Source organism: Mycobacterium sp. SMC-15 (genome assembly GCF_045310925.1).
Taxonomy (GTDB): domain Bacteria; phylum Actinomycetota; class Actinomycetes; order Mycobacteriales; family Mycobacteriaceae; genus Mycobacterium.
This window is the reverse complement of the sequence record NZ_JBJIAJ010000010.1, coordinates 92522-111806: the sequence shown is the minus strand read 5'-3', so window position 1 is coordinate 111806 and position 19285 is coordinate 92522. Positions and strand designations below refer to the sequence as shown.

Sequence of the window (19285 nt, the reverse complement as noted above, 5' to 3'; positions counted from 1 at the left end):
ACCGAGGCATCGATGGACACACAGTAGCTGTTGCGTCTGCTGCTGTTAGGGTCAAACAAATTTGGGTACGGGGTCAAAAGGAGGAAGCGGCGACGTGAACCGAGCAATCATGATGCGTATCGCGGCATGCGCAGTCATGGGTCTCGGCGCCGCCCTGATGGTCGCGGCACTGTTGCTGTCCACCTACACGGTGGGCAAGATCGCCAAGATTCCCCTCGACATCGATGTCACGCTGATCGGCAACGGCAGCGGCGCCGCGTTGGACCCGGAGTCCCTCGGCAGTGAGCACGCCGTCGTCGACCAGGACGTGCCGCTGGTGTCCCAGCAGCAGATCGGTGTCGAATCGCCCGCCAACGCAGACGTGGTGACCCTGCAGGTCGGCTCGTCGCTGCGCCGCGCGGACCGGCAGAAGGACACCGGGCTGCTGCTGGCCATCGTCGACACCGTGACGCTGAACCGCACGACCGCCGAGGCGATTTCGGATGACACCCACCCGGGCGGCTCGGTCCAGCGGCCGCGGAACTTTGAGGACGAGACCCCGCCCACCAACATCGCCCTGCCGCACGAGGGACTGTCCTACCGGTTCCCCTTCGACACCAAGAAGCAGTCCTACCAGTACTTCGACCCGATCGCGCAGAAGGCCTACGAGGCCAATTACGAGGGTGAGGACGACGTCAACGGGCTGACCACCTACCGGTTCGTCCAGAACGTCGGCTACGACGGCGACGGCAGCCTGGCCGAGCCGGTGCGTTACCCGTCGCTGTACGGCCACGACGAAGACGGTGAGATCACCGCGCCCGCCCGACTCTGGAACATCGAAGGCGCCGACCCCGACGAGGACGTCACGATGACGCGGTACTACGCCGCGCAGCGCACGATGTGGGTCGACCCCGTCTCAGGCACCATCGTGAAGTCGAAGTTGCACGCCAACCACTACTACGCCCGGGATGCGCTCAAGCCCGAGATTGCGCTGGCCGACTACACGGTCACCAGCTCCGAGGAGACCATCGAAGCGCAGGTCAACGCGGCCCGCAACGAGCGCGACCGGGTGGCACTGTGGTCCCGGATCCTGCCGATCACCTTCACCGCGGCCGGGCTAATCTGCTTGATCGGCGGCATCCTGGTCGGCTGGTTCAGCCTGCCGGCCGAGGCCGCGCTGGGCCGTGGCGACCGGCACGGCTCCGACGGTGGATTCTTCGGCGGGTTCGCGCCCAAGGCCCCGACGGCCGACCGCCCGTCGGGGGCCGAGGCCGAGACCGAGAAGCTGCCGGCGCAACGTCCCCAGCTGGACCGCCCGTCGGGGCCTCCGGAATCGAGCCCCCCGGAGCGCGCCACCCCGGATTCAGCTCCCGACCAGTCGTAGTTCCGCGGTGGTGCGAGCCAGGCGCGCGATCGCGCCCTGCTATGCACTCGGGTTGACGTTGTTCATCCTGGCGCCAGTGCTGCGTCCGGGTTATCTGCTGTTGCGAGACGCGGTTTCGACGCCCCGCTCATATCTGACCGGGGCTGCCCTCGGGTTGGGTGAGGCGTCACCGAGAGCGGTGCCGCAGGACTTCGCGGTGGCGCTGGCGTCGCGACTGATCGACGGCGGCACCGTGGTCAAGGCGCTGCTGTTCGCGGGCCTGTGGCTGGCCGGATGCGGTGCGGCACGGCTGGTGGCGATGGTGCTGCCGGAGGCCGGGCTGCCCGGTCAACTGGTGGCGACCACCGTGGCGATCTGGAACCCCTATGTGGCCGAGCGGCTGTTGCAGGGCCATTGGAGCCTGCTGGTCGGATACGGCTGCCTGCCGTGGGTGGCGGCGGCGATGCTCGGATTGCGCGCCGGAGCGACCGGACTCTTCGGCCTGGTGTTGTTCCTGGCGCTGGCCGGTTTGACCCCCACCGGGCTGTTGCTGGCGGCGGTGGTGGCGCTGGTGTGCGTCGCGGCGCCCGGTGCCGGGCCGCCGCGATGGTGGTGCGCGGTGAGTGCGGTGGCGATCGCGGCGACCGCCGCCCTGCCCTGGCTGATGGCGGTGGTGCTGAGCCCCGGATCCGCACAGGGCGAGTCGGCCGGGGTGGCGGCATTCGCGGCCCGCGCCGAGCCCGGCCTGGGCACCCTGGGCAGCCTCGCCGGGCTCGGCGGGATCTGGAACGCCGAGGCGGTGCCCGGTTCGCGACGAACGGCTTTTGCGCTGCTGGCGACGGCGGCGTTCATCGGGGTGCTGGGGCTGGGCTGGTCGTCGGTGCGTGACCTGCCTGCGGCGCGGCCGCTGCTGATCCTGGCGGGCTCGACGGTGCTGGCGTTCACCCTGTTGGCCACCGGGCCGGGGCTGGCGCTGCTGCGCTGGGCCACCGATATCGCGCCCGGGATCGGGATGCTGCGCGACGGTCAGAAGTGGGTGGCGTTGGCGGTGCCGGGCTACGCGCTGGCCGGCGCAGGGGCGGTCGTGGGGCTGCGGGACCGGCTGCCGCCGGCGCGCGCGGCGCTGGTGTGCTGTGTCGCGCTGGTCGTCGTGCTGCCCGACCTGGCCTGGGGTGTGGCCGGACGGGTCACTCCGGTGCACTACCCGCCCGGGTGGGCGGCGGTGGCGGCCAAGATCAACGCCGATCCGCGCCCGGTGGCCGTGCTGCCGGCCGACACCATGCGCCACTTCCTTTGGGTGGGACCGGCTCCGGTGCTCGATCCGCTGCCCCGGTGGGTGCGTGCCGAGGTGCTCACCACCGGTGACCTGACCGTGGGCGGGCAGACCGTCCCCGGCGAGGGCACCCACGCCCGGGCGGTGCAGCAGGCCCTGCTGTCCGGCGCTGAACCCGCCACGCTCGGCGTCAACGGAGTGGGATGGGTGGTCAAGGAGACCGACGCGGATGGCGAAATAGGCTCTGCAGCAAAGACGTTGAGTCGGCTTCCGGTGGCCTACAAGGATTCGGACTTCATCGTGTACCGGGTCGGGGGCCGTGCGCCGAAGGCTTCGGCCGGGCCGCGCCGGGCCGCGCTGGCCGCCCACCTGGTGTGGCTGGCGATGCTGGCGGTGGGCGCGGGAGGACTGGCGGCGCCCGCGCTACGACGTCATCTGCCGGCTAACGGCGCAGCTCGCCACTGAAGACTGTGACGGCGTGACCGATCAGAAGGACACGGTCACCGTCGCAACGGACCCGCAATTCCCCGCCGCGCGCTGAGGCCTGCTCGGCCGAGAACTCGGCGACCCCCAGCCGCTCGCCCCACAGCGCCGCGAGGGTGCAGTGCGCTGAGCCGGTCACCGGATCCTCGGGCAACCCGAAGCGGGGCGCGAACACCCGGCTCACGACGTCGGAGGCGCCGTCACCGCCTGCGGTCACCACGACGGCGCGGGCGTCGACCTTCGCCAGCGACGCCGTGTCCGGGTTCAGCGCACGGACTTCGGCGGCCGAGCCGGCTTCCACCACCACGTCCATGCTTCCCCGCCACACCGAGCGGATGCTCACCCCGGGCAGGCCCGCCACCAGTTCCGCTGTCGGCGACTCGGCGCGCACCGGATCCGCCGGAAAACCCATGCTGATCGCACCATCGGGCCCCGTCGTACAGAACAACACCCGGTCGCCCGCCCTGAACGACTGATCACCGCCAAGGACATGAGCGCTGGCCAGGGTTCCCGAACCGCACAACGCCAGTTCGGCCACCGGACTGAACCACCGTAGGGGTCGCGCAGCGGGGTCCGACTCGGCCAGACCGATGAATGCTGTTGCCGGGCAGTTGAACTCTGCTGCGACCGCTTGCATCCACCTAGTGTCGGCCGGACCGTCCAGCAGCACCACGCCGGTGGGGTTCCCGCGGAACCTGGTCGTCGTGAAAGTGTCTACCAAATAAGCGGGGACGGGCACCTAGGCGTCCAGGAAGCGGGCCCGCACGCCGGGGCCCGGGATGGGGCAGGTGTCGTGCCGACCGCCCAATCGATAACGCACGGCGGCGAAGCGGTCGTAGAGCCAGTCACGCAGCCGTGCCGGGATGACGCGGGCCGCAAGCAGCAGCCGGAACGGGCCACCGAGATAACTGAGCACCCGCAGGGCCGCCGCGGATCGAACGTCGATGTGCTCATCGGGCCGGCCGGGGTTCTCCACGAAGACCATCGAATCGACATCCCGCAGCTCCGGGTGGCGCTCGATGATCGCGCGAGCGAAGTCGCTTTCCAGTGCCGCGAATCGCAGGGTGCCGCGCCGGTCGAACCGCAGAATGCTCTGCACCGATCGATTGCAGATTCCGCAGACGCCGTCGTAAAGCAGCACCGGAGCTGGGTGGTCGTCGGTCACCGGCGCACCTCCACGTGTCTGCACAACCTCTTAGGCTCTTAGGCCAGTATGAAGCAGTTCGCCAACCGGTAGGAAGTCGGCGCCAACTGAGGATTGCGGGCGATAGGGTCTCGACGTGGAGTTCACCGCGACCGAGATTGCGGCCGCAGTTCAGCGCGGAATGCTGACGGCCCGAGCCGCCACACAGCGGGCGCTGCACCGGATCGAGCAGACCCAGCCGATCTTCAACGCGTGGCAGGTGATCCGCAACGACGCTGCGCTGGCCGAGGCGGACGCGATCGATGCCCGTGACGATCGCGGGTCGCTTCCGTTGGCGGGCGTTCCGATTGCCATCAAGGACAACATCGCCGTCGCCGGTGAACCGATGCGGGACGGCACGCTGGCCACCAGTGCGGCGCCTCGAGCAGCCGATCACGAGGTGGTTCGTCGCCTTCGCGCCGCCGGCGCGGTGATCGTCGGGCTGACTCGAGTCCCCGAACTCTGCATTTGGGGCGCAACCGATTCAGCCTTCGGCGTCACCCGCAATCCCTGGAATCCGGAGCGGACTCCGGGAGGCTCGTCCGGAGGGTCCGCGGCTGCGGTCGCATCGGGAGCGGTACCCATCGCCCACGGGAACGACGGCATGGGCTCCATTCGGATCCCGGCCGCCTGCTGTGGATTGGTTGGCCTCAAGCCTGGTCACGGGGTGGTGCCGGTCGGAGAGGCGCACGCATCCTGGGGAGGGATGTCGGAGAACGGACCGCTCGCGACCACAGTCGCAGATGCCGCGCTGATGTTCTCCGTCATGGCCGACGATCCCGATGCCGCGGTTCTGATCCCTGGGCCCACCCTGCGGATCGCCGTGTCGACTTCGGCCCCCAGCCTGGCGACGCCGGTAGCGCGAGATTGGGCCGAGACGGTCCATCGGACGGCCGATCTTCTTCGCGGCGGCGGCCACGTTATTCGGTCGGCGACCCCGCGTTACCCGGCCACGCTGATGAACACGACCGCGCTGGCGTTGTGGACGGCGGGAGCCGCGGCCGATGCACGCGCTTCGGTGAACACGTCCTTGTTGGAGCGCCGCAACCGCATCCATGTGCGGATCGGAGACGCTGTCGAGAAGCGGGGTCTTGCGAACCCCAAGGGGCGCGAGGTGTGGCGGCAGCGCGCGTTCGACTTCTTCGCCGACACCGACGTCCTGGTCACGCCGACGCTGGCTCAGCCGCCGATCAGATCGCGACGCTGGGCTCAGCGGGGCTGGCTCACCTCGCTGGTCACCAACGCGCGCTACGCCCCCTTCGCGGCACCGTGGAACATCATCGGTTGGCCCGCGATGACCGTGCCCGCCGGACTCGACCGCCACGGCCTGCCCGTCGGCGTGCAGTTGGTCGGCAAACCCGGGTCCGAGCGCACCCTGCTGGGCCTCGCCGCTCACCTCGAGCGGCTCCAACCCTGGCCGCGCACTGCTTAGCGAGCCGAAACCTCACACCACGCCGCTGACGTAGCGGCGTTCTCGGACCGCCACCAGCACGGTGTGCAGCCCTTCGGCGCTTTGCCGCCACGAGAATTCGGCGCTGCGGTCCTGCGCCTTGTCGCCGAGCTGCTCGCGCAGCACCGGATCCGCCAGCAGCCGGTGAAGTTGCTCGACCAGCTCGTCGCGGTCGTCGACCAGCATCCCGGTGACCCCGTCGACGATCGAATCGGACAGCCCACCCGAGGACCGGTAACCGATGGTGGGCACGCCGTGCTGGCCCGCCTCGATGACGGCCAGGCCCCAGCCCTCCTTGCGGGACGGCAACACGTGCACCCATGCCCGTTGCACCAGTTCGTGTTTGGTGACCTCGTCGACGTGGCCATGGAAGGTGACCGCGTCGGTGATCCCCAGCTCCGCGGCGTGCTCCACCAGCCGGTCGCTCCACCAACCTCCACCGATGACGTCGAGGTGCAGACCCGGCACCTGGGCACGCAGGGCCGCGACCGCATCCAACGCGTCCTCGATCTGCTTATGCGGCACCAGGCGGGACAGCACCACCACCCGCGGCGTCGGCGAGCGTGGATGGGTCAGCGTCGCCGGTGGCGCCTCGTCGAGGCCGTTGCGCACCACCGCGATGCGCTCGGGCCCCACCCCGAGCTCGATCAGGTCGCGCACCGAGGGCAGTGACACGGTCAGGTACTGATTACGCCGGTTCAGCCAGGGCGACAACCTCGACTCCACCATCCAGCCGATCCGGCTCAGCACCGGCCCAGCCACCGGCCACTGCTCGCGGTGGCAGTGGTGCACCAGCATCGCGACCCGCCGCCCGTAGGCGAGCCGGGCCAAAAACGGCAACCCGTTCTGGGTGTCGATCACCGCGTCGGGCCGCACCCGGCGCAGCTGGCCGAGACCGAACCGGGCGGCCACCATGGCCGCCCCCGCCCACAGGTACACGGTGTACGGCCCGCCGCGCCGGTTGATGTGCACCCCGTCGACGATCTCGTGTTGGGGCGCGCCCGGGTAGCGGGCGGTACGCAGCGTGACCGCCACGCCGGCGGCGGCCAGCTCGGCGCCGATGCGCTGCAGGTAGGTCTCACTACCGCCACCCTGCGGATGCCCGGTGTCACGCCAGCACAGCAGCAGGACAGAGCGGACAGCAGGCACGCCGACAAGGGTAGTCGGCCGTCTCCTCGCCCCGTCGAGCGTGAAGCCAGCTGCACGTTCGGCCCCCGGCGCGCGACCACCTTCACCCTCGGCGGGTTCAAGGCCGGGTTCTAGGCTGGCTCGGTGGCTGCCACCGACCTGTTCGCGCGACGCGCGACGCTGGCCCGTTCGGTGCGCCTGCTGTCCCAGTTCCGCTACGAGCAGAGCGAGCCGGCCCGGTTCTACGGCGCGCTGGCCGACGACACTGCCGCCATGGTCAGCGAGCTGTGGCGGGGGGTCTGCGGCGACGATCCGGCCGGTAAGACGGTGCTCGACGTCGGCGGCGGGCCGGGCTACTTCGCCGCCGCGTTCGCCGCCGCCGGGCTGCGCTACATCGGGGTGGAACCCGACCCTGACGAGATGCACGCGGCGGGCCCGCGGCCCGCAGATGCCACAGGCAGCTTCGTGCGGGCCTCGGGCATGGCCCTGCCCTTCGCCGACGCCAGCGTGGACATCTGCCTGTCATCCAACGTCGCCGAGCACGTGCCGCGGCCCTGGCAGCTCGGCGACGAGATGCTGCGGGTCACCCGGCCCGGCGGCCTGGCGGTGCTGTCCTACACGGTGTGGCTGGGCCCGTTCGGCGGCCACGAAATGGGTCTGACGCATTATCTGGGCGGGCAGCGCGCCGCCCGGCGCTACACCCGCCGGCATGGTCATCCGCCGAAGAACAACTACGGCTCGTCATTGTTCGCGGTGTCCGCCGCCGAGGGTCTGGACTGGGCCCGCCACACCGGCGCCCTGGTCGCGGCTTTCCCCCGTTATCACCCGCGATGGGCGTGGTCGATGACGAAGGTGCCGGGTATTCGCGAGTTCGGTGTGAGCAACCTGGTGCTGGTGCTGCAACCGGAATAACGGATTGACTGCAACGTGTTCTAATCCGTCCGCCGGCTAGGTAGGGTGGCGCCCATGACCGACTCCAGCATCACCGAATACGACACCCTCTTCATCGGCGGCAAGTGGACCGCCCCGTCCACCGATCGGGTGATCGAAGTTCACAGCCCGGCCACCGGCGAGTATGTCGGCAAGGTGCCGCTGGCAGCCAAGGGCGACGTGGACGCCGCGGTGGCCGCCGCACGCACCGCGTTTGACTCGGGCCCGTGGCCGTCGACCCCGCCGGCCGAGCGGGCCGCGGTGATCGCCGCGGCGATCAAGCTGATGGAAGAGCGCAAGGACCAGTTCACCGCGCTGCTGGGCGCCGAGACCGGCCAGCCCCCGCTGAGCGTCGAGACGATGCACTGGATGAGCTCGCTGGGCGCCCTGAACTTCTTCGCCGGACCCGCCGCCGACGAGGTCAGCTGGGAAGAGGTCCGCACCGGCGCCTACGGTCAGACGATCGTGCGCCGCGAACCGATCGGCGTGGTCGGCGCGATCGTGGCGTGGAACGTGCCGCTGTTCCTGGCGGTCAACAAGCTGGGGCCGGCGCTGCTGGCCGGCTGCACGGTGGTGCTCAAGCCCGCCGCCGAGACACCGTTCAGCGCCAACCTGCTGGCGCAGGCGTTCGCCGACGCGGGCTTGCCCGAAGGCGTGCTGTCGGTGGTGCCGGGCGGCGCCGAGACCGGCCAGGCACTGACCTCCAACCCGGACGTGGACATCTTCTCCTTCACCGGCAGCTCGGCCGTCGGCAAGGAGATCGGCAAGCGCGCCGCGGACCTGCTCAAGCCGTGCACGCTGGAGCTCGGCGGCAAGTCGGCGTCCATCGTCCTCGAGGACGTCGACCTGGCATCGGCGATCCCCATGCTGGTGTTCTCCGGGATCATGAACACCGGTCAGGCCTGTGTGGCCCAGACCCGCATCCTGGCGCCGCGCTCGCGCTACGAGGAGGTCGTGGAGGCGGTCAAGAACTTCGTCACCGCACTGCCGGTCGGCCTGCCGAATGACCCCGGCGCCCAGATCGGCTCGCTGATCAGTGAGAAGCAGCGCGAGCGGGTCGAGGGCTACATCGCCAAGGGCATCGAGGAGGGCGCCCGGCTGGTCTGCGGCGGCGGCCGCCCCGAGGGCCTGGACTCCGGCTTCTTCGTGGAGCCGACCGTGTTCGCCGACGTGGACAACTCCATGACCATCGCCCAGGAGGAGATCTTCGGGCCGGTGCTGTCCATCATCGCCTACGACACCGAGGACGACGCGGTCGCGATCGCCAACGACTCGGTCTACGGCCTGGCCGGCAGCGTGTGGACCTCCGATGTCCCGCGCGGGATTGAGATCGCCAACAAGATCCGCACCGGGACGTACGGGATCAACTGGTACGCCTTCGACCCGTGCTGCCCGTTCGGCGGCTTTAAGAATTCCGGGATCGGCCGGGAGAACGGTAAAGAGGGCGTCGAGCACTTCACCCAGCAGAAGAGCGTGCTGATGCCGATGGGCTACACGCTGGACGCCTGATCGGTAGCGGCTCAGATCAGTTCACCTTGCCGTTGCTGCAACGGTAAGTCCCTATACTGCCGTGCGTGGGCGTGCTGGTGTGGTTTGCACCCTGGGCGGTGTATTGGGTGTTGGTAGGAAATGCGCCGCCAGTGATCGCGGCGGCGGTGGCGCTGGTTGTTGCGTTCACCGTCCTGGTCAGCAACCGCGACTCGTCGGAACGGCCCGTGAGTATCGGCGCCGTTGCGACCTTCACGGTGCTGGCGGCGCTGCCGCTGGCGTTCACCGGGGCGCAGCGCTGGGTGCTGGCGTTGAGTTTCGCCGGACTGCTCGCGACGCTGCTTGTCGGCATGGCCCTGGGCAGATCCGTGGTAGCAGCCGCCGTCAAGGCGGATCTGCCGGCGGCGGTGGCGCAATCCGAACTGCTGCGTCCCGTCGTGGATCGGGTGACGTGGATCTGGGTGGGCGCTGTGACGGCAATGTTGGTCTCGGCGGTAATCCCGGAGATCTTGCTGCCCGACGCCGGCACACCGCTGATCTACCTGTGCTCCTGGGTCATTCCGTTCGCGACCCTGGCCGCGGCGGCGATCGCATCGCGCATCCTGTCGGATCGGATGACCGCCGGCTTCGGCGACGCGGTGCGCAAGACGAGCTTTGTCGCCTTCGTCGACCTGGAGATCGACCAGCTGTACTACCTGGCCACCGAACACGCCACCCGTGAAGTCGGCCCCGGCGAGGAGGCCTACAACGTCACCGTCGGCACCAAGGGAACCCCGCTGTCAGGCGACGACACCCGAGTGTCGTGGCCGTCCACCTACAAGGTTCGCCAACGGCGCAGCTGATCCGCGCTCAGCCGTTGAGTCGGCGGCGTCGGCGGTGCTCGATGCAGCGCCCCACCTGGGCGCGGTAGAAATCTTCGTCGCGCCCGCCGGCGGTGTAGAGCCGCGCGCCGAGTCGGTCCCGGAGCTCACCGACATCCACCTGATCGGTGCTGGCGTTGGCCAGCACCCATTCGACCGCGGCGTCACTGCCGTGTTCCCGGCAGATCCGCTCGGCCCGCTTGGCGGCGGCGCGCTTGTGAAACCGGGCGAATCCGCGCTTGCTCCAGGCGCGCAGCTCCAGGACTTCGAGGTCAAGCAGTTCGCGCAGCACCGACAGCGGCCCGTCCGGCACGGTCTTGAACGGTGCCACGTCGACGAAGGTCAGTGCGCCGTCACGACGGCGGACCGCCTCGATGTCCGGTTCCACCACGACCGCGCCGCGGCCCTGGGCCAGCTCGTGGGCCCACCGCACGATGGCATAGCCGTGGTCGGGCAGCTGGTACTTCCGGGTGTGGGTGTCCACGGCGGGACGTCTTCGCTAGAACGCGTCCTCGGAGAGATCCATCAACGCGAGATCCTCGCTTTCCACCATGCGTCGGTCTGCGCCGAGGCGGGGTAACACGTTGGCCGCGAAGAACTTTGCCGCCGCCACCTTTCCGCGGTAGAAATGCTGCTCGTCACCGGACGCCCCTTGGTCCAGCGCCGTCAGCGCGATCTCGGCCTGACGCATCAGCAGCCAGCCGATCACCAGATCGCCGACGGCCAGCAGGAACCGCACCGAGCCCAGGCCCACCCGATAGAGCTCTCGGGGGTCCTGCTGTGAGCCGAACATGTATCCGGTCATGGCGGCCACCATCGCCCGGGCATCGTCGAGCGCGGCGGCCAGCAGCTTGCGCGAGTCGGCCAGCTCCTTGTGGCCGTCGGCGTTGTCGATCAACGCCTCGATCTGGGCTACCAGATGCGCCAATGCCACCCCGCGGTCGCGGGCGATCTTGCGAAAGAAGAAGTCCTGCGCCTGAATCGCGGTGGTGCCCTCATACAGTGAATCGATCTTGGCGTCACGGATGTACTGCTCGATCGGATAGTCCTGCAGGAAACCCGAGCCGCCGAAGGTCTGCAGCGAGTCGGTCAGGTACTGATAGGCCCGCTCCGAGCCGACGCCCTTGACGATCGGAAGCAGCAGGTCGTTGACCCGTTCGGCCATCTCGGCGTCGGCGCCCGACACCTGCATGGCAACTTGCGGGTTCTGGTGGGCGGCGGTGTAGAGGTACAGCGCCCGCATGCCCTCGGCGTAGACCTTCTGCATCATCAGGGCGCGCCGCACATCCGGGTGATGGATGATCGACACCCGCGGCGCGGTCTTGTCGGTCATCTGGGTCAGGTCGGCCCCCTGAATGCGCGTCTTGGCGTACTCCAGGGCATTGAGATAGCCGGTGGACAGCGTGGCGATCGCCTTGGTTCCCACCATCATTCGCGCATATTCGATGACGTGGAACATCTGCGCGATGCCATTGCGAGTGTCGCCGACCAGCCACCCTTTCGCCGGGATGCCATGCTGACCGAAGGTCAGCTCGCAGGTGGTCGAAACCTTCAGTCCCATCTTGTGTTCCAGCCCCGTGACGAAGACCCCGTTGCGCTCGCCGGGCTCCCCGGTCTGGGGGTCCGGCAAAAACTTCGGCACCAGAAACAGGCTGAGCCCCTTGGTCCCCGGTCCGGCACCCTCGGGTCGGGCCAGGGTCATATGCATGATGTTCTCGAACAGGTCGTCGGTGTCGCCATTGGTGATGAATCGCTTGACGCCGTCGATGTGCCAGCTGCCGTCGGGCTGCTCGATGGCCTTGGTTCGGCCCGCCCCGACGTCAGAGCCGGCGTCGGGTTCGGTGAGCACCATGGTGGCGGCCCAGTTCCGCTCGATCGCCATGGAGGCCCAGTGCCGCTGCTGCTCGTTGCCCAGCCCGTAGAGAATGTTGGCGAAGATCGGGCCGGCCATGAAGATGAACACCGCGGGATTGGCGCCCAGCGCCAGTTCGTTGATCGCCCAGGACACCATCGACGGCGCCGGCACCCCGCCTACCTCCTCGACCAGGCCGATCCGAAACCACTCGCCCTCTTTCCAGGCCCGCAACGACTCCTTGAAGGGTTCGGGCAGCGTCACATGGTGGGTGGCCGGATCGAACACCGGCGGATGGCGATCGCTGGCGGCAAAGGACTCGGCTACCGGCCCCTCGGCCAGCCGGGCGGCTTCGGCCAGCATCTGGCGCACGGTGTCGCCGTCGAGATCTCCGAACGCGCCATCAGCCAGGCATTTCTCCAGGCTCAGCAGTTCGAACAGATTGAACTCCAGGTCGCGCACATTGCTCTTGAAGTGACCCATGATTCCAGCATGCACCTTGACGATGCGCGGGTCGCCGGAATCGCAACGTTCTAACGCACTACGTGCAATCCCCATTGGCGCAGGATCGGCTCCACCAGGACGAAGTCGGTGCTGGAGTCGTCGTCCACGGGTCCACCCTGCAGAATCCCGACCGCGCTGACGCTGCCGTCGGGGTTGACCACGAAGCCGGGACTGCCGCTGTCCCCGATGGTGCTGTACACGCGGGTTTCCACGAGGTTGCCGTTGACGGCGGTCACCGGACCACAGGTCTCACCGGTCTGGGCGCCGGTCTTGCAAATCGTCATCCCGACGTGAATCTGATCCGCCGACAGCACGCCCGCCACCGGGTAGCGGCCGGCAATCTTGGGGTTGGGTCGACCGGCATCCGGGTCGAGCCGGATGATCGCGGCGTCGCGGTCCTCACCGTTGTCCTCGCTGGCGGTGATTATGCCGAGCGGCGTCTCGAAGATGTCGGTCCACTGCGATCCGTCATGCGAGTCGCAGTGCCCGCTGGTCAGCAGGTAGTAGCCGCCGACGTCGTCCTGGGTGAGAAAGCCCGCCGTGCAGCTGCTGTTGTCGTCCAGCAGCTCGATGCCAGGCATCGGCCCGGCCGACGCGACACCGGCAAAGGCCAGTCCCGCGGCCGTCATGACGCCCGCCCACGCGATCTTGCCCATCAGGTGTCCAGCACCGATGCCACTTTGGCCTCGACGTCGCCCAGCTCGGCCAGATCGATGCCGAAGCGGTCGGTCAGGGCCGTGCACACCTGGGCGGCGTCGTCGAACCGAATCCGCTCGGTGCCACCGCCGGCGTGGATGGCGAGGTTGCGACCGCGCAGGTTCCAGCGTGCATCGTCGGTCACCAAGGAGGCGCTGAGGCCGACCACAAAATTCGACTCGGGGAAGGTGGACACATACCAACTGCCCACCTGCAAGTCGATCAGCGGCCGCGGCCGCAGGCCCAAGATGTACAGCGGCCGCCAGCGCTCACCGATCAGCGTCTCCAACACCAACTCGTCCGCGTCATTGCCGTGCCGACGCAACCGGAACGGCTCATGCGAGGTCTGCTGAACTTCGTCGGGGACCATCGGGATCGGTGCGGTCGGTGTCTGCCCGCCGAATCCCACGTCGACGAGATAGAGCTGGTCCGAGCCCGGGATCGTCACCGCCAAGGCCTGGTGCGTCTGAGGGCTCGGCGGGCCTTCCAGCCCTTCCGGGGCCATCCACACCACCCGCGCGGCCAGCCGCTCGGCCCCGAAGCCGAGTTCAGACAGCACCTCGCACATCAGGTTGTTGTGCTCGTAGCAGTAGCCGCCACGGCGTCGCGCCACCAGCTTGGCGCTCAGTGCCGCCGAGCTGAGGTCGATCACCGGTACACCCATCAGGGGGTCGAGATTCTCGAACGGAATGCGCCGGACGTGCGCGGACACCAGGGCGGTGAGCGTCTCATGCGTCGGCTCGGTGCCACCGCGATAGCCGATGCGGTCGAAGTACGCCTGCAGGTCGATGCGGAGCTCCCCTCGGCTCTCGGAACAAGTGCGCTGATGGTATCCACCAGCGGGTCTGAGCCGGTAATATAGGTAAAACTAGAACACGTTTCAATTGAGGGGGCCGCGGTGGACACGCCGGACAACGACTGGTCGGACGACGTTCCACGGCCCATCACGAAGTGGGACCCGGGCCTGACCGAACGGGTGATGGGCCTGTTGCGACCATTCATCAAGGGCTACCACCGCGCCGAGGTACGGGGCTTCGAATCATTCCCGAACGGCGGCGCCCTCGTGGTGTCGAACCACTCCGGCGGCCTGTTCGCGATGGATGTCCCGGTGTTCGCCACTGGTTTCTACGACACGTTCGGCTACGAGCGTCCGGTCTACACCCTGAGCCATGACCTGATCTTCACCGGTTTCACCGCCGACTTCTTCCGCAAGACCGGGTTCATCCCGGCCAACCACTCCAACGCCGACGAGGCCCTGCGCTCCGGCGGTGTGGTGGTGGTCTTCCCGGGCGGCGACTACGACGTGTACCGACCGACGTTGGAAGAGAACAAGATCGACTTCGGCGGCCGCAAGGGCTACATCCGCGCCGCGCTCAACGCCGGTGTGCCGATCGTGCCGACGGTAGGGATCGGCGGCCAGGAGAGCCAGTTCTATCTGACCCGCGGCACGGGGTTGGCCAAGGCTCTGCGGCTGGACAAACTGATGCGGGTCAAGATCCTGCCGATCTCGTTCGGTTTCCCGTTCGGGCTTTCCGCGGTGTTGCCCGTCAACCTGCCGCTGCCCACCAAGATCGTCATGCAGGTATGCGAGCCGATCGACATCGTCGCGGAGTTCGGCGAGGACCCCGACATCGACGTCGTCGACGCGCACGTGCGCGAAGTCATGCAGAAGGCGCTGGACAAGCTCGCCAGCGAGCGCCGTCTACCGATCCTGGGCTGAGCGGTATGGGCCTGTTCGACTCGCTCAATCGGGTCGGCTCGATGCTGGTGACCTTCAGCCGGGCCGGACTGTTGGCGCCCATGCGCCCGGACAAATACCTCCGGATAGCCGCCGCTGCCGCCGCCGAGGGTGGAACCACCACCACCGGGATCGCCATGGCGGCCCAGAGGTGTGGCGACCGCGCGGCGATCCTCGACGAGCGCGGCACGTGCACCTACGCCGAGCTCGACCGGCGCTGCAACGCGCTGGCCGCCGGCCTGCAACGGCTGCCCGGCCGCACGCCCCGGGCAATCGCCCTGATGTGCCGCAACCACCGCGGCTTCATCGAAGCGCTGGCGTCCGCCAACCGGGTCGGCGCCGACGTGCTGTTGCTCAACACCAGCTTCGCCGGGCCGGCGTTGGCCGAAGTGGTCGCCCGCGAAGGCGTCGACCTGATCTTCTACGACGAAGAGTTCACCGCCGCCGTGGATCTGGCCGTGCCGGCAGCCTCCGGGTGCACGAGGGTGGTGAGCTGGACCGACAGCGAGGTCCCCGGCCTGACCGCAGACGAGTTGATCGACGCCAACGCCGGGCGTCGACCGGCCAAAGCGTCGCGGAGCGGCAAGCTGGTCATGCTCACCTCCGGAACCACCGGTACCCCCAAGGGGGCACGCCGCTCCGGACGTGGCGGGGGCGGGATCGCCGACCTGCAAGCCATTTTCGACCGGATCCCCTGGCACACCGAGGAAACCGTGGTCATCGCCGCGCCGATGTTCCACGCCTGGGGCTTCTCCCAGCTGGCGCTGGCGCTGACCATGGCCTGCACGATCGCCACCCGGCGGAAGTTCGACCCCGAGGCCACCCTGGCCTTGATCGAGTCCAACCACGCGGCCGGACTGTGCGTGGTACCGGTCATGTTCGACCGGATCATGGCACTGCCGGACGCGGTTAAGGTTCAATACCCTTGCAAGTCACTGCGATTCGCGACGGCCTCCGGCTCGCGGATGCATCCCGACGTGGTCACGGCGTTCATGGACACTTTCGGCGACGTGGTCTACAACAACTACAACGCAACCGAGGCCGGCATGATCGCGCTGGCAACACCGGAAGACCTGCGCTACTCCCCCGACACCGCCGGTCGCCCCGCACCGGGGAGCGAGGTCCGGATCCTGGATGCTGACTTCGCCGAAGTTCCGGCCGGGGTGACCGGGCAGATCTTCGTGCGCAACTCCTCGCAGTTCGACGGCTACACCGGGGGTGACTCGAAGCTGTTCCACGACGGTTTCATGGCGTCCGGCGACTTGGGCTACTTCGATGACACCGGAAGGCTTTTCGTGGTCGGCCGGGACGACGAGATGATCGTCTCGGGGGGCGAGAACGTCTACCCGATCGAGACGGAGAAGGCACTGATCAAGCACGGTGCCGTTACCGAGGCGGCGGTGATCGGTGTCGACGACGCCGACTACGGGCAGCGGCTGGTGGCCTTCGTGGTGTTGACGCCCGGTAGCTCGGCCTCGGTCGACGAGCTGAAGCAGCATGTCCGGGAGAATCTGGCCGGCTACAAGGTGCCGCGTGACATCACCATCATGGAGGCGCTGCCACGCAACAACACCGGCAAGGTATTGCGTCGCGAGCTGCAGGCGCTGGCGGCGTCCGACTGAGATCTAGGCGGGCGCCATCGCGGTCTCGACGGTGGTCAGCTGCTCGGAAAGCCCAGCGGCACGGCGGATGTCGACGAACTCGTTGACCAGTGCACTGGTCACCTCATGCGGATCTTCAACGGTGACACCGTCGGTCAGCACTGAGATGTTGAGCTGGTCCACGTAGCTCCACACGGTGATGTTCAGACCGCTGCCGGCGGTCAACGGCCCCACCGAGTAGATCTCGGTGACCAGCGCGCCGCCGACCCTGCCGCGCTCTCGCGGGCCGGGAACATTGGAGATGTTGAGGTTGAGGACCTTGTTCTGACCGTCCTTACCCGACAACCATCGGAACAACGACTCCGCCGGCGCCGGCGGCAGGTACGCCGACCACCGGCTGACCAGCTCCGGCCCGACCAGGTGATGGGCCTCCTTGGCTAAATCGGCCGCCTCCCGGGCTTTTGCGATCCGCTCCCGAACGTCGGCCACATCGACCGGCAGTGCCACCAACACTCCGGAGAACCGATTACCGGAGATCCGGTCGGCGGAGAAGTCGAAGCTCATCGGCACCGACGCCAGCAGCGGGTGATCCGCCTTCCCGTCGTAACGCAGCAGCAGCGTGCGCAGCGCCCCGGCCGAGATGGCCAGCACCAGGTCGTTGATGGTGATGCCCAACTGCTTGCTGGTCGCCTTGATATCGGCCAGCGCCAGCGTGGCGGTGGCGAACCGGCGATCGGGCGTGAGTACGTGGTTGATGAAGCTCGGCGGCGGGGTGAACGGCCGGGTCAGGTCGGCGGAGAGTTTGCGCGTGCTGCGCCGGACCCGGCCGATGCCGGCCGCGGTGTAGCCGATGGTCGCCGGGATCTTGCCCATCTGCCGGAAATGGTCACGGAATGCCGACCGCACCAGCTGGCCGCCGGTGGGCGCGGGATCGGTTTCGTAAGAGTCACGCTCGTTCTGCGAACCGGCCACCAGATCCATGCCACGGGCCATCAGGTTCGCCGACGCGATCCCGTCGGCCAGTGCGTGATGGATCTTGCCGACCACCGCGATCCGGTTGTTTGCCAGCCCATCGATGAAGTACATCTCCCACAGCGGGCGGCTACGGTCCAGCGGCGTGCTGCCGATCTCACCGATCGCCTCGTCGAGTTCACGGCGGCCGCCCGGAGCGGGCAGCGACCACGGCCGGATGTGATACGCCAGGTCGACTTCGCAGTTCTCCCGCCACATCGGGTGGTGGAACTTGCCGGGGATGTCCACCAGTTGGTAGCGGAACGGATCCAGCTTGTAGAGCCGGCCATGAATCACCCGCCGGAACGCCTCGACGTCGAAGCCGTGCCGATCGGAATCCAGCTCGATCACCGCGATCTTGAGAGTGTGCATGTGCACGTTCGCCGTCTCGCTGTACAGCAGAACCGCATCCCACCCGGTGAGCCGCTTCACCCCACACCCCTCGCCATGCACGGACCATACCGTGGCGGACGGGTTCAGATGATCTGTTTGCTCCCGACCGTGGTGCGGTCGCGGTGAATCTGGTTGAGGAACAAACCGATTGCCGTGCTCGTCGCACCGGTGCGGGCCCCGTCGGTCATGTCGAAACCGTGCCCGGCTCCAGGCAGCTCCAGGTACCCGACCTTGGAACGTGACACCGCTCGCAGGCGGTCGGCGAAGCTACGGGCCTGCTGTACCGGGATGACCGTGTCGGCGCTGCCATGGACCACCAGGAACGGCGGCGCATCCGGATGAACCCGCGCGATCGGGGAGGCCTGCCGGTAGAGGTCGCGATGGCGCCGCATCGATCGACCGACCACCACCCGCTCCAAGAAGTCGACGAATGCGACCCGTTCGGGGGTGGAGCGATCCTCCCAGTCGTAGCGCCCGTAGATACCCACCACGGCGTCCACGGAGGTGTCCCCGCCGGCCGGCAATTGGTCGGCGAATTCAGGGTCGCTGACCGCGCCTCCGGTCAGCCCGGCCAGGGCGGCCAGATGCCCGCCGGCCGAGGCACCCGCCACGGCCACGAAATTGCGGTCGCCGCCGAATTTGTCGACGTTGGCGTGCGCCCAGGCGATCGCGGTCTTGACGTCGACGATGTGGCTCGGCCACCGGTTGTGCGGCGCGACCCGGTAGTCGATCGACAGGCACACCCAGCCCTGCTCGGCCAAGTGGGACAGCAGCGCATAACCCTGCAAGAGCCGGCTGCCGTGTACCCAGGCACCACCGGGAACATAGATCAGGACCGGCGCCGGACCGTCCGGCAGCTCGCTGGACCGCCACACATCGAGCACCTGCGCGGGATCGCTGCCGTACTGCACACCGGAGCGATAGATGTGCCGCCGGTGCTGCAACGCCTTCACCACCGGCGGAGCCTGCTCCGGTTCGGGCCAATCGATGTCGAGATCGGCCGCCGAGACCACACCGCGCAGCGCGGCATCGCTGACCACATGGGTCTGCTCGCGCTCCTGCTTGCGGATGGTCGCGGCCCCTGGGGCCAGCCAGGATTTGGCGGCATTGGAGAAGAACTCCGGCATGTGGCGGGTGCCCCATACCCCCATCGCGGTCATCCCGCCCAGGGGTTCGAGGTGCTTCCCGACCACCGGCAAGGACGCTGAGGCAACGCTGAGTGCCAGCAGGTAGTCGCTCGGCCGAGCTCGCATCAGCCAACGCAGCCGGCCGGCCAGGTCGAGCCCGGTCTCCGGGGTCTGCGATCGTCCCGTCATTGGCGCAGGGTACCGCGTTTGGGGTCTGAGGCGACCG

The 19285-nt window shown here is 68.2% G+C and carries 17 protein-coding genes; 8 read left to right on the top strand and 9 right to left on the bottom strand.

What is annotated here, in order from left to right; genetic code table 11:
- The first annotated feature begins 94 nt into the window (after nucleotides 1-94).
- Both ACJH71_RS15840 and ACJH71_RS15835 read left to right on the top strand, forming a co-directional pair.
- Nucleotides 95-1363 (top strand): DUF3068 domain-containing protein, encoded by a 1269-nt coding sequence (locus ACJH71_RS15840; protein WP_406758946.1) that lies wholly within the window; start codon nucleotides 95-97, stop codon nucleotides 1361-1363.
- 7 nt (nucleotides 1364-1370) lie between these two features.
- Entirely contained in the window at nucleotides 1371-3080 is a 1710-nt protein-coding gene (locus ACJH71_RS15835; protein WP_406758945.1) for a hypothetical protein, read from the top strand.
- Here ACJH71_RS15835 and ACJH71_RS15830 read toward each other — a convergent pair.
- Together ACJH71_RS15830 and ACJH71_RS15825 are read right to left on the bottom strand one after the other, a co-directional pair.
- A complete protein-coding gene (locus ACJH71_RS15830; protein ID WP_406758944.1) occupies nucleotides 3058-3837 on the bottom strand; it encodes a PhzF family phenazine biosynthesis protein in 780 nt (259 codons plus the stop codon). The two genes, ACJH71_RS15835 and ACJH71_RS15830, sit on opposite strands and share 23 nt — an antisense overlap.
- Nucleotides 3838-4263 (bottom strand): thiol-disulfide oxidoreductase DCC family protein, encoded by a 426-nt coding sequence (locus ACJH71_RS15825; protein ID WP_406758943.1) that lies wholly within the window; start codon nucleotides 4261-4263, stop codon nucleotides 3838-3840.
- 115 nt (nucleotides 4264-4378) lie between these two features.
- Here ACJH71_RS15825 and ACJH71_RS15820 point away from each other — a divergent pair, with 115 nt between their 5' ends.
- The gene (locus ACJH71_RS15820; protein ID WP_406758942.1) at nucleotides 4379-5713 is read left to right on the top strand and encodes an amidase; all 1335 of its coding nucleotides are present in this window, start codon (nucleotides 4379-4381) and stop codon (nucleotides 5711-5713) included.
- Between the two features lie 12 nt (nucleotides 5714-5725).
- On the opposite strand, the gene ACJH71_RS15815 is transcribed toward ACJH71_RS15820, so the two are convergent.
- Complete coding sequence (locus ACJH71_RS15815) at nucleotides 5726-6880, bottom strand: glycosyltransferase family 4 protein (RefSeq protein WP_406758941.1); 1155 nt, start codon at nucleotides 6878-6880, stop codon at nucleotides 5726-5728.
- A 123-nt stretch (nucleotides 6881-7003) separates the two neighbouring features.
- Between ACJH71_RS15815 and ACJH71_RS15810 the strand changes: the two genes are divergently transcribed.
- The 3 genes from ACJH71_RS15810 (at nucleotide 7004) to ACJH71_RS15800 (ending at nucleotide 10119) form a co-directional block, all read left to right on the top strand.
- Nucleotides 7004-7771, top strand: coding sequence for a class I SAM-dependent methyltransferase (locus ACJH71_RS15810; protein WP_406758940.1), 768 nt, complete (start codon nucleotides 7004-7006; stop codon nucleotides 7769-7771).
- A gap of 54 nt (nucleotides 7772-7825) precedes the next feature.
- Nucleotides 7826-9298 carry an aldehyde dehydrogenase gene (locus tag ACJH71_RS15805; protein WP_406758939.1) on the top strand — a complete coding sequence of 491 codons (1473 nt, stop codon included), beginning with the start codon at nucleotides 7826-7828 and terminating at the stop codon, nucleotides 9296-9298.
- Between the two features lie 65 nt (nucleotides 9299-9363).
- Entirely contained in the window at nucleotides 9364-10119 is a 756-nt protein-coding gene (locus ACJH71_RS15800; protein ID WP_406758938.1) for a hypothetical protein, read from the top strand.
- Nucleotides 10120-10126: 7 nt separating this feature from the next.
- Here the strand turns inward: ACJH71_RS15800 and ACJH71_RS15795 are convergent, their stop codons facing one another.
- The 4 genes from ACJH71_RS15795 to ACJH71_RS15780 are packed head-to-tail and all read right to left on the bottom strand — an operon-like array spanning nucleotide 10127 to nucleotide 13979.
- Nucleotides 10127-10621, bottom strand: coding sequence for a hypothetical protein (locus tag ACJH71_RS15795; protein WP_406758937.1), 495 nt, complete (start codon nucleotides 10619-10621; stop codon nucleotides 10127-10129).
- A 15-nt stretch (nucleotides 10622-10636) separates the two neighbouring features.
- Entirely contained in the window at nucleotides 10637-12472 is a 1836-nt protein-coding gene (locus tag ACJH71_RS15790; protein WP_406758936.1) for an acyl-CoA dehydrogenase, read from the bottom strand.
- Between the two features lie 50 nt (nucleotides 12473-12522).
- Nucleotides 12523-13149, bottom strand: coding sequence for a S1 family peptidase (locus tag ACJH71_RS15785; RefSeq protein WP_406758935.1), 627 nt, complete (start codon nucleotides 13147-13149; stop codon nucleotides 12523-12525).
- Nucleotides 13149-13979, bottom strand: coding sequence for an arylamine N-acetyltransferase (locus ACJH71_RS15780; RefSeq protein WP_406759027.1), 831 nt, complete (start codon nucleotides 13977-13979; stop codon nucleotides 13149-13151). Before ACJH71_RS15780 ends, ACJH71_RS15785 begins: the two co-directional genes overlap by 1 nt.
- Before the next feature lie 189 nt (nucleotides 13980-14168).
- On the opposite strand from ACJH71_RS15780, the gene ACJH71_RS15775 reads away from it, so the two are divergent.
- Both ACJH71_RS15775 and fadD12 read left to right on the top strand, forming a co-directional pair.
- A complete protein-coding gene (locus tag ACJH71_RS15775; protein ID WP_406759026.1) occupies nucleotides 14169-14909 on the top strand; it encodes a 1-acyl-sn-glycerol-3-phosphate acyltransferase in 741 nt (246 codons plus the stop codon).
- 5 nt (nucleotides 14910-14914) lie between these two features.
- Entirely contained in the window at nucleotides 14915-16549 is a 1635-nt protein-coding gene (gene fadD12 / locus ACJH71_RS15770; RefSeq protein WP_406758934.1) for an acyl-CoA ligase FadD12, read from the top strand.
- A 3-nt stretch (nucleotides 16550-16552) separates the two neighbouring features.
- Here fadD12 and ACJH71_RS15765 read toward each other — a convergent pair whose 3' ends face one another.
- Nucleotides 16553-17971, bottom strand: coding sequence for a WS/DGAT/MGAT family O-acyltransferase (locus ACJH71_RS15765; protein WP_406758933.1), 1419 nt, complete (start codon nucleotides 17969-17971; stop codon nucleotides 16553-16555).
- Between the two features lie 44 nt (nucleotides 17972-18015).
- Nucleotides 18016-19248 (bottom strand): alpha/beta hydrolase fold domain-containing protein, encoded by a 1233-nt coding sequence (locus ACJH71_RS15760; protein WP_406758932.1) that lies wholly within the window; start codon nucleotides 19246-19248, stop codon nucleotides 18016-18018.
- Nucleotides 19249-19285: the final 37 nt, after the last annotated feature.

Excerpts from the sequence above, each read along its gene's own strand:
- ACJH71_RS15790 (WP_406758936.1), bottom strand. The coding sequence starts at position 12,472 with ATGGGTCACTTCAAGAGCAATGTGCGCGACCTGGAGTTCAATCTGTTC.
- ACJH71_RS15775 (WP_406759026.1), top strand. The coding sequence starts at position 14,169 with ATGGGCCTGTTGCGACCATTCATCAAGGGCTACCACCGCGCCGAGGTA.
- fadD12 (WP_406758934.1), top strand. The coding sequence starts at position 14,915 with ATGGGCCTGTTCGACTCGCTCAATCGGGTCGGCTCGATGCTGGTGACC.
- ACJH71_RS15760 (WP_406758932.1), bottom strand. The coding sequence starts at position 19,248 with ATGACGGGACGATCGCAGACCCCGGAGACCGGGCTCGACCTGGCCGGC.
- ACJH71_RS15785 (WP_406758935.1), bottom strand. The coding sequence starts at position 13,149 with ATGGGCAAGATCGCGTGGGCGGGCGTCATGACGGCCGCGGGACTGGCC.
- ACJH71_RS15805 (WP_406758939.1), top strand. The coding sequence starts at position 7,826 with ATGACCGACTCCAGCATCACCGAATACGACACCCTCTTCATCGGCGGC.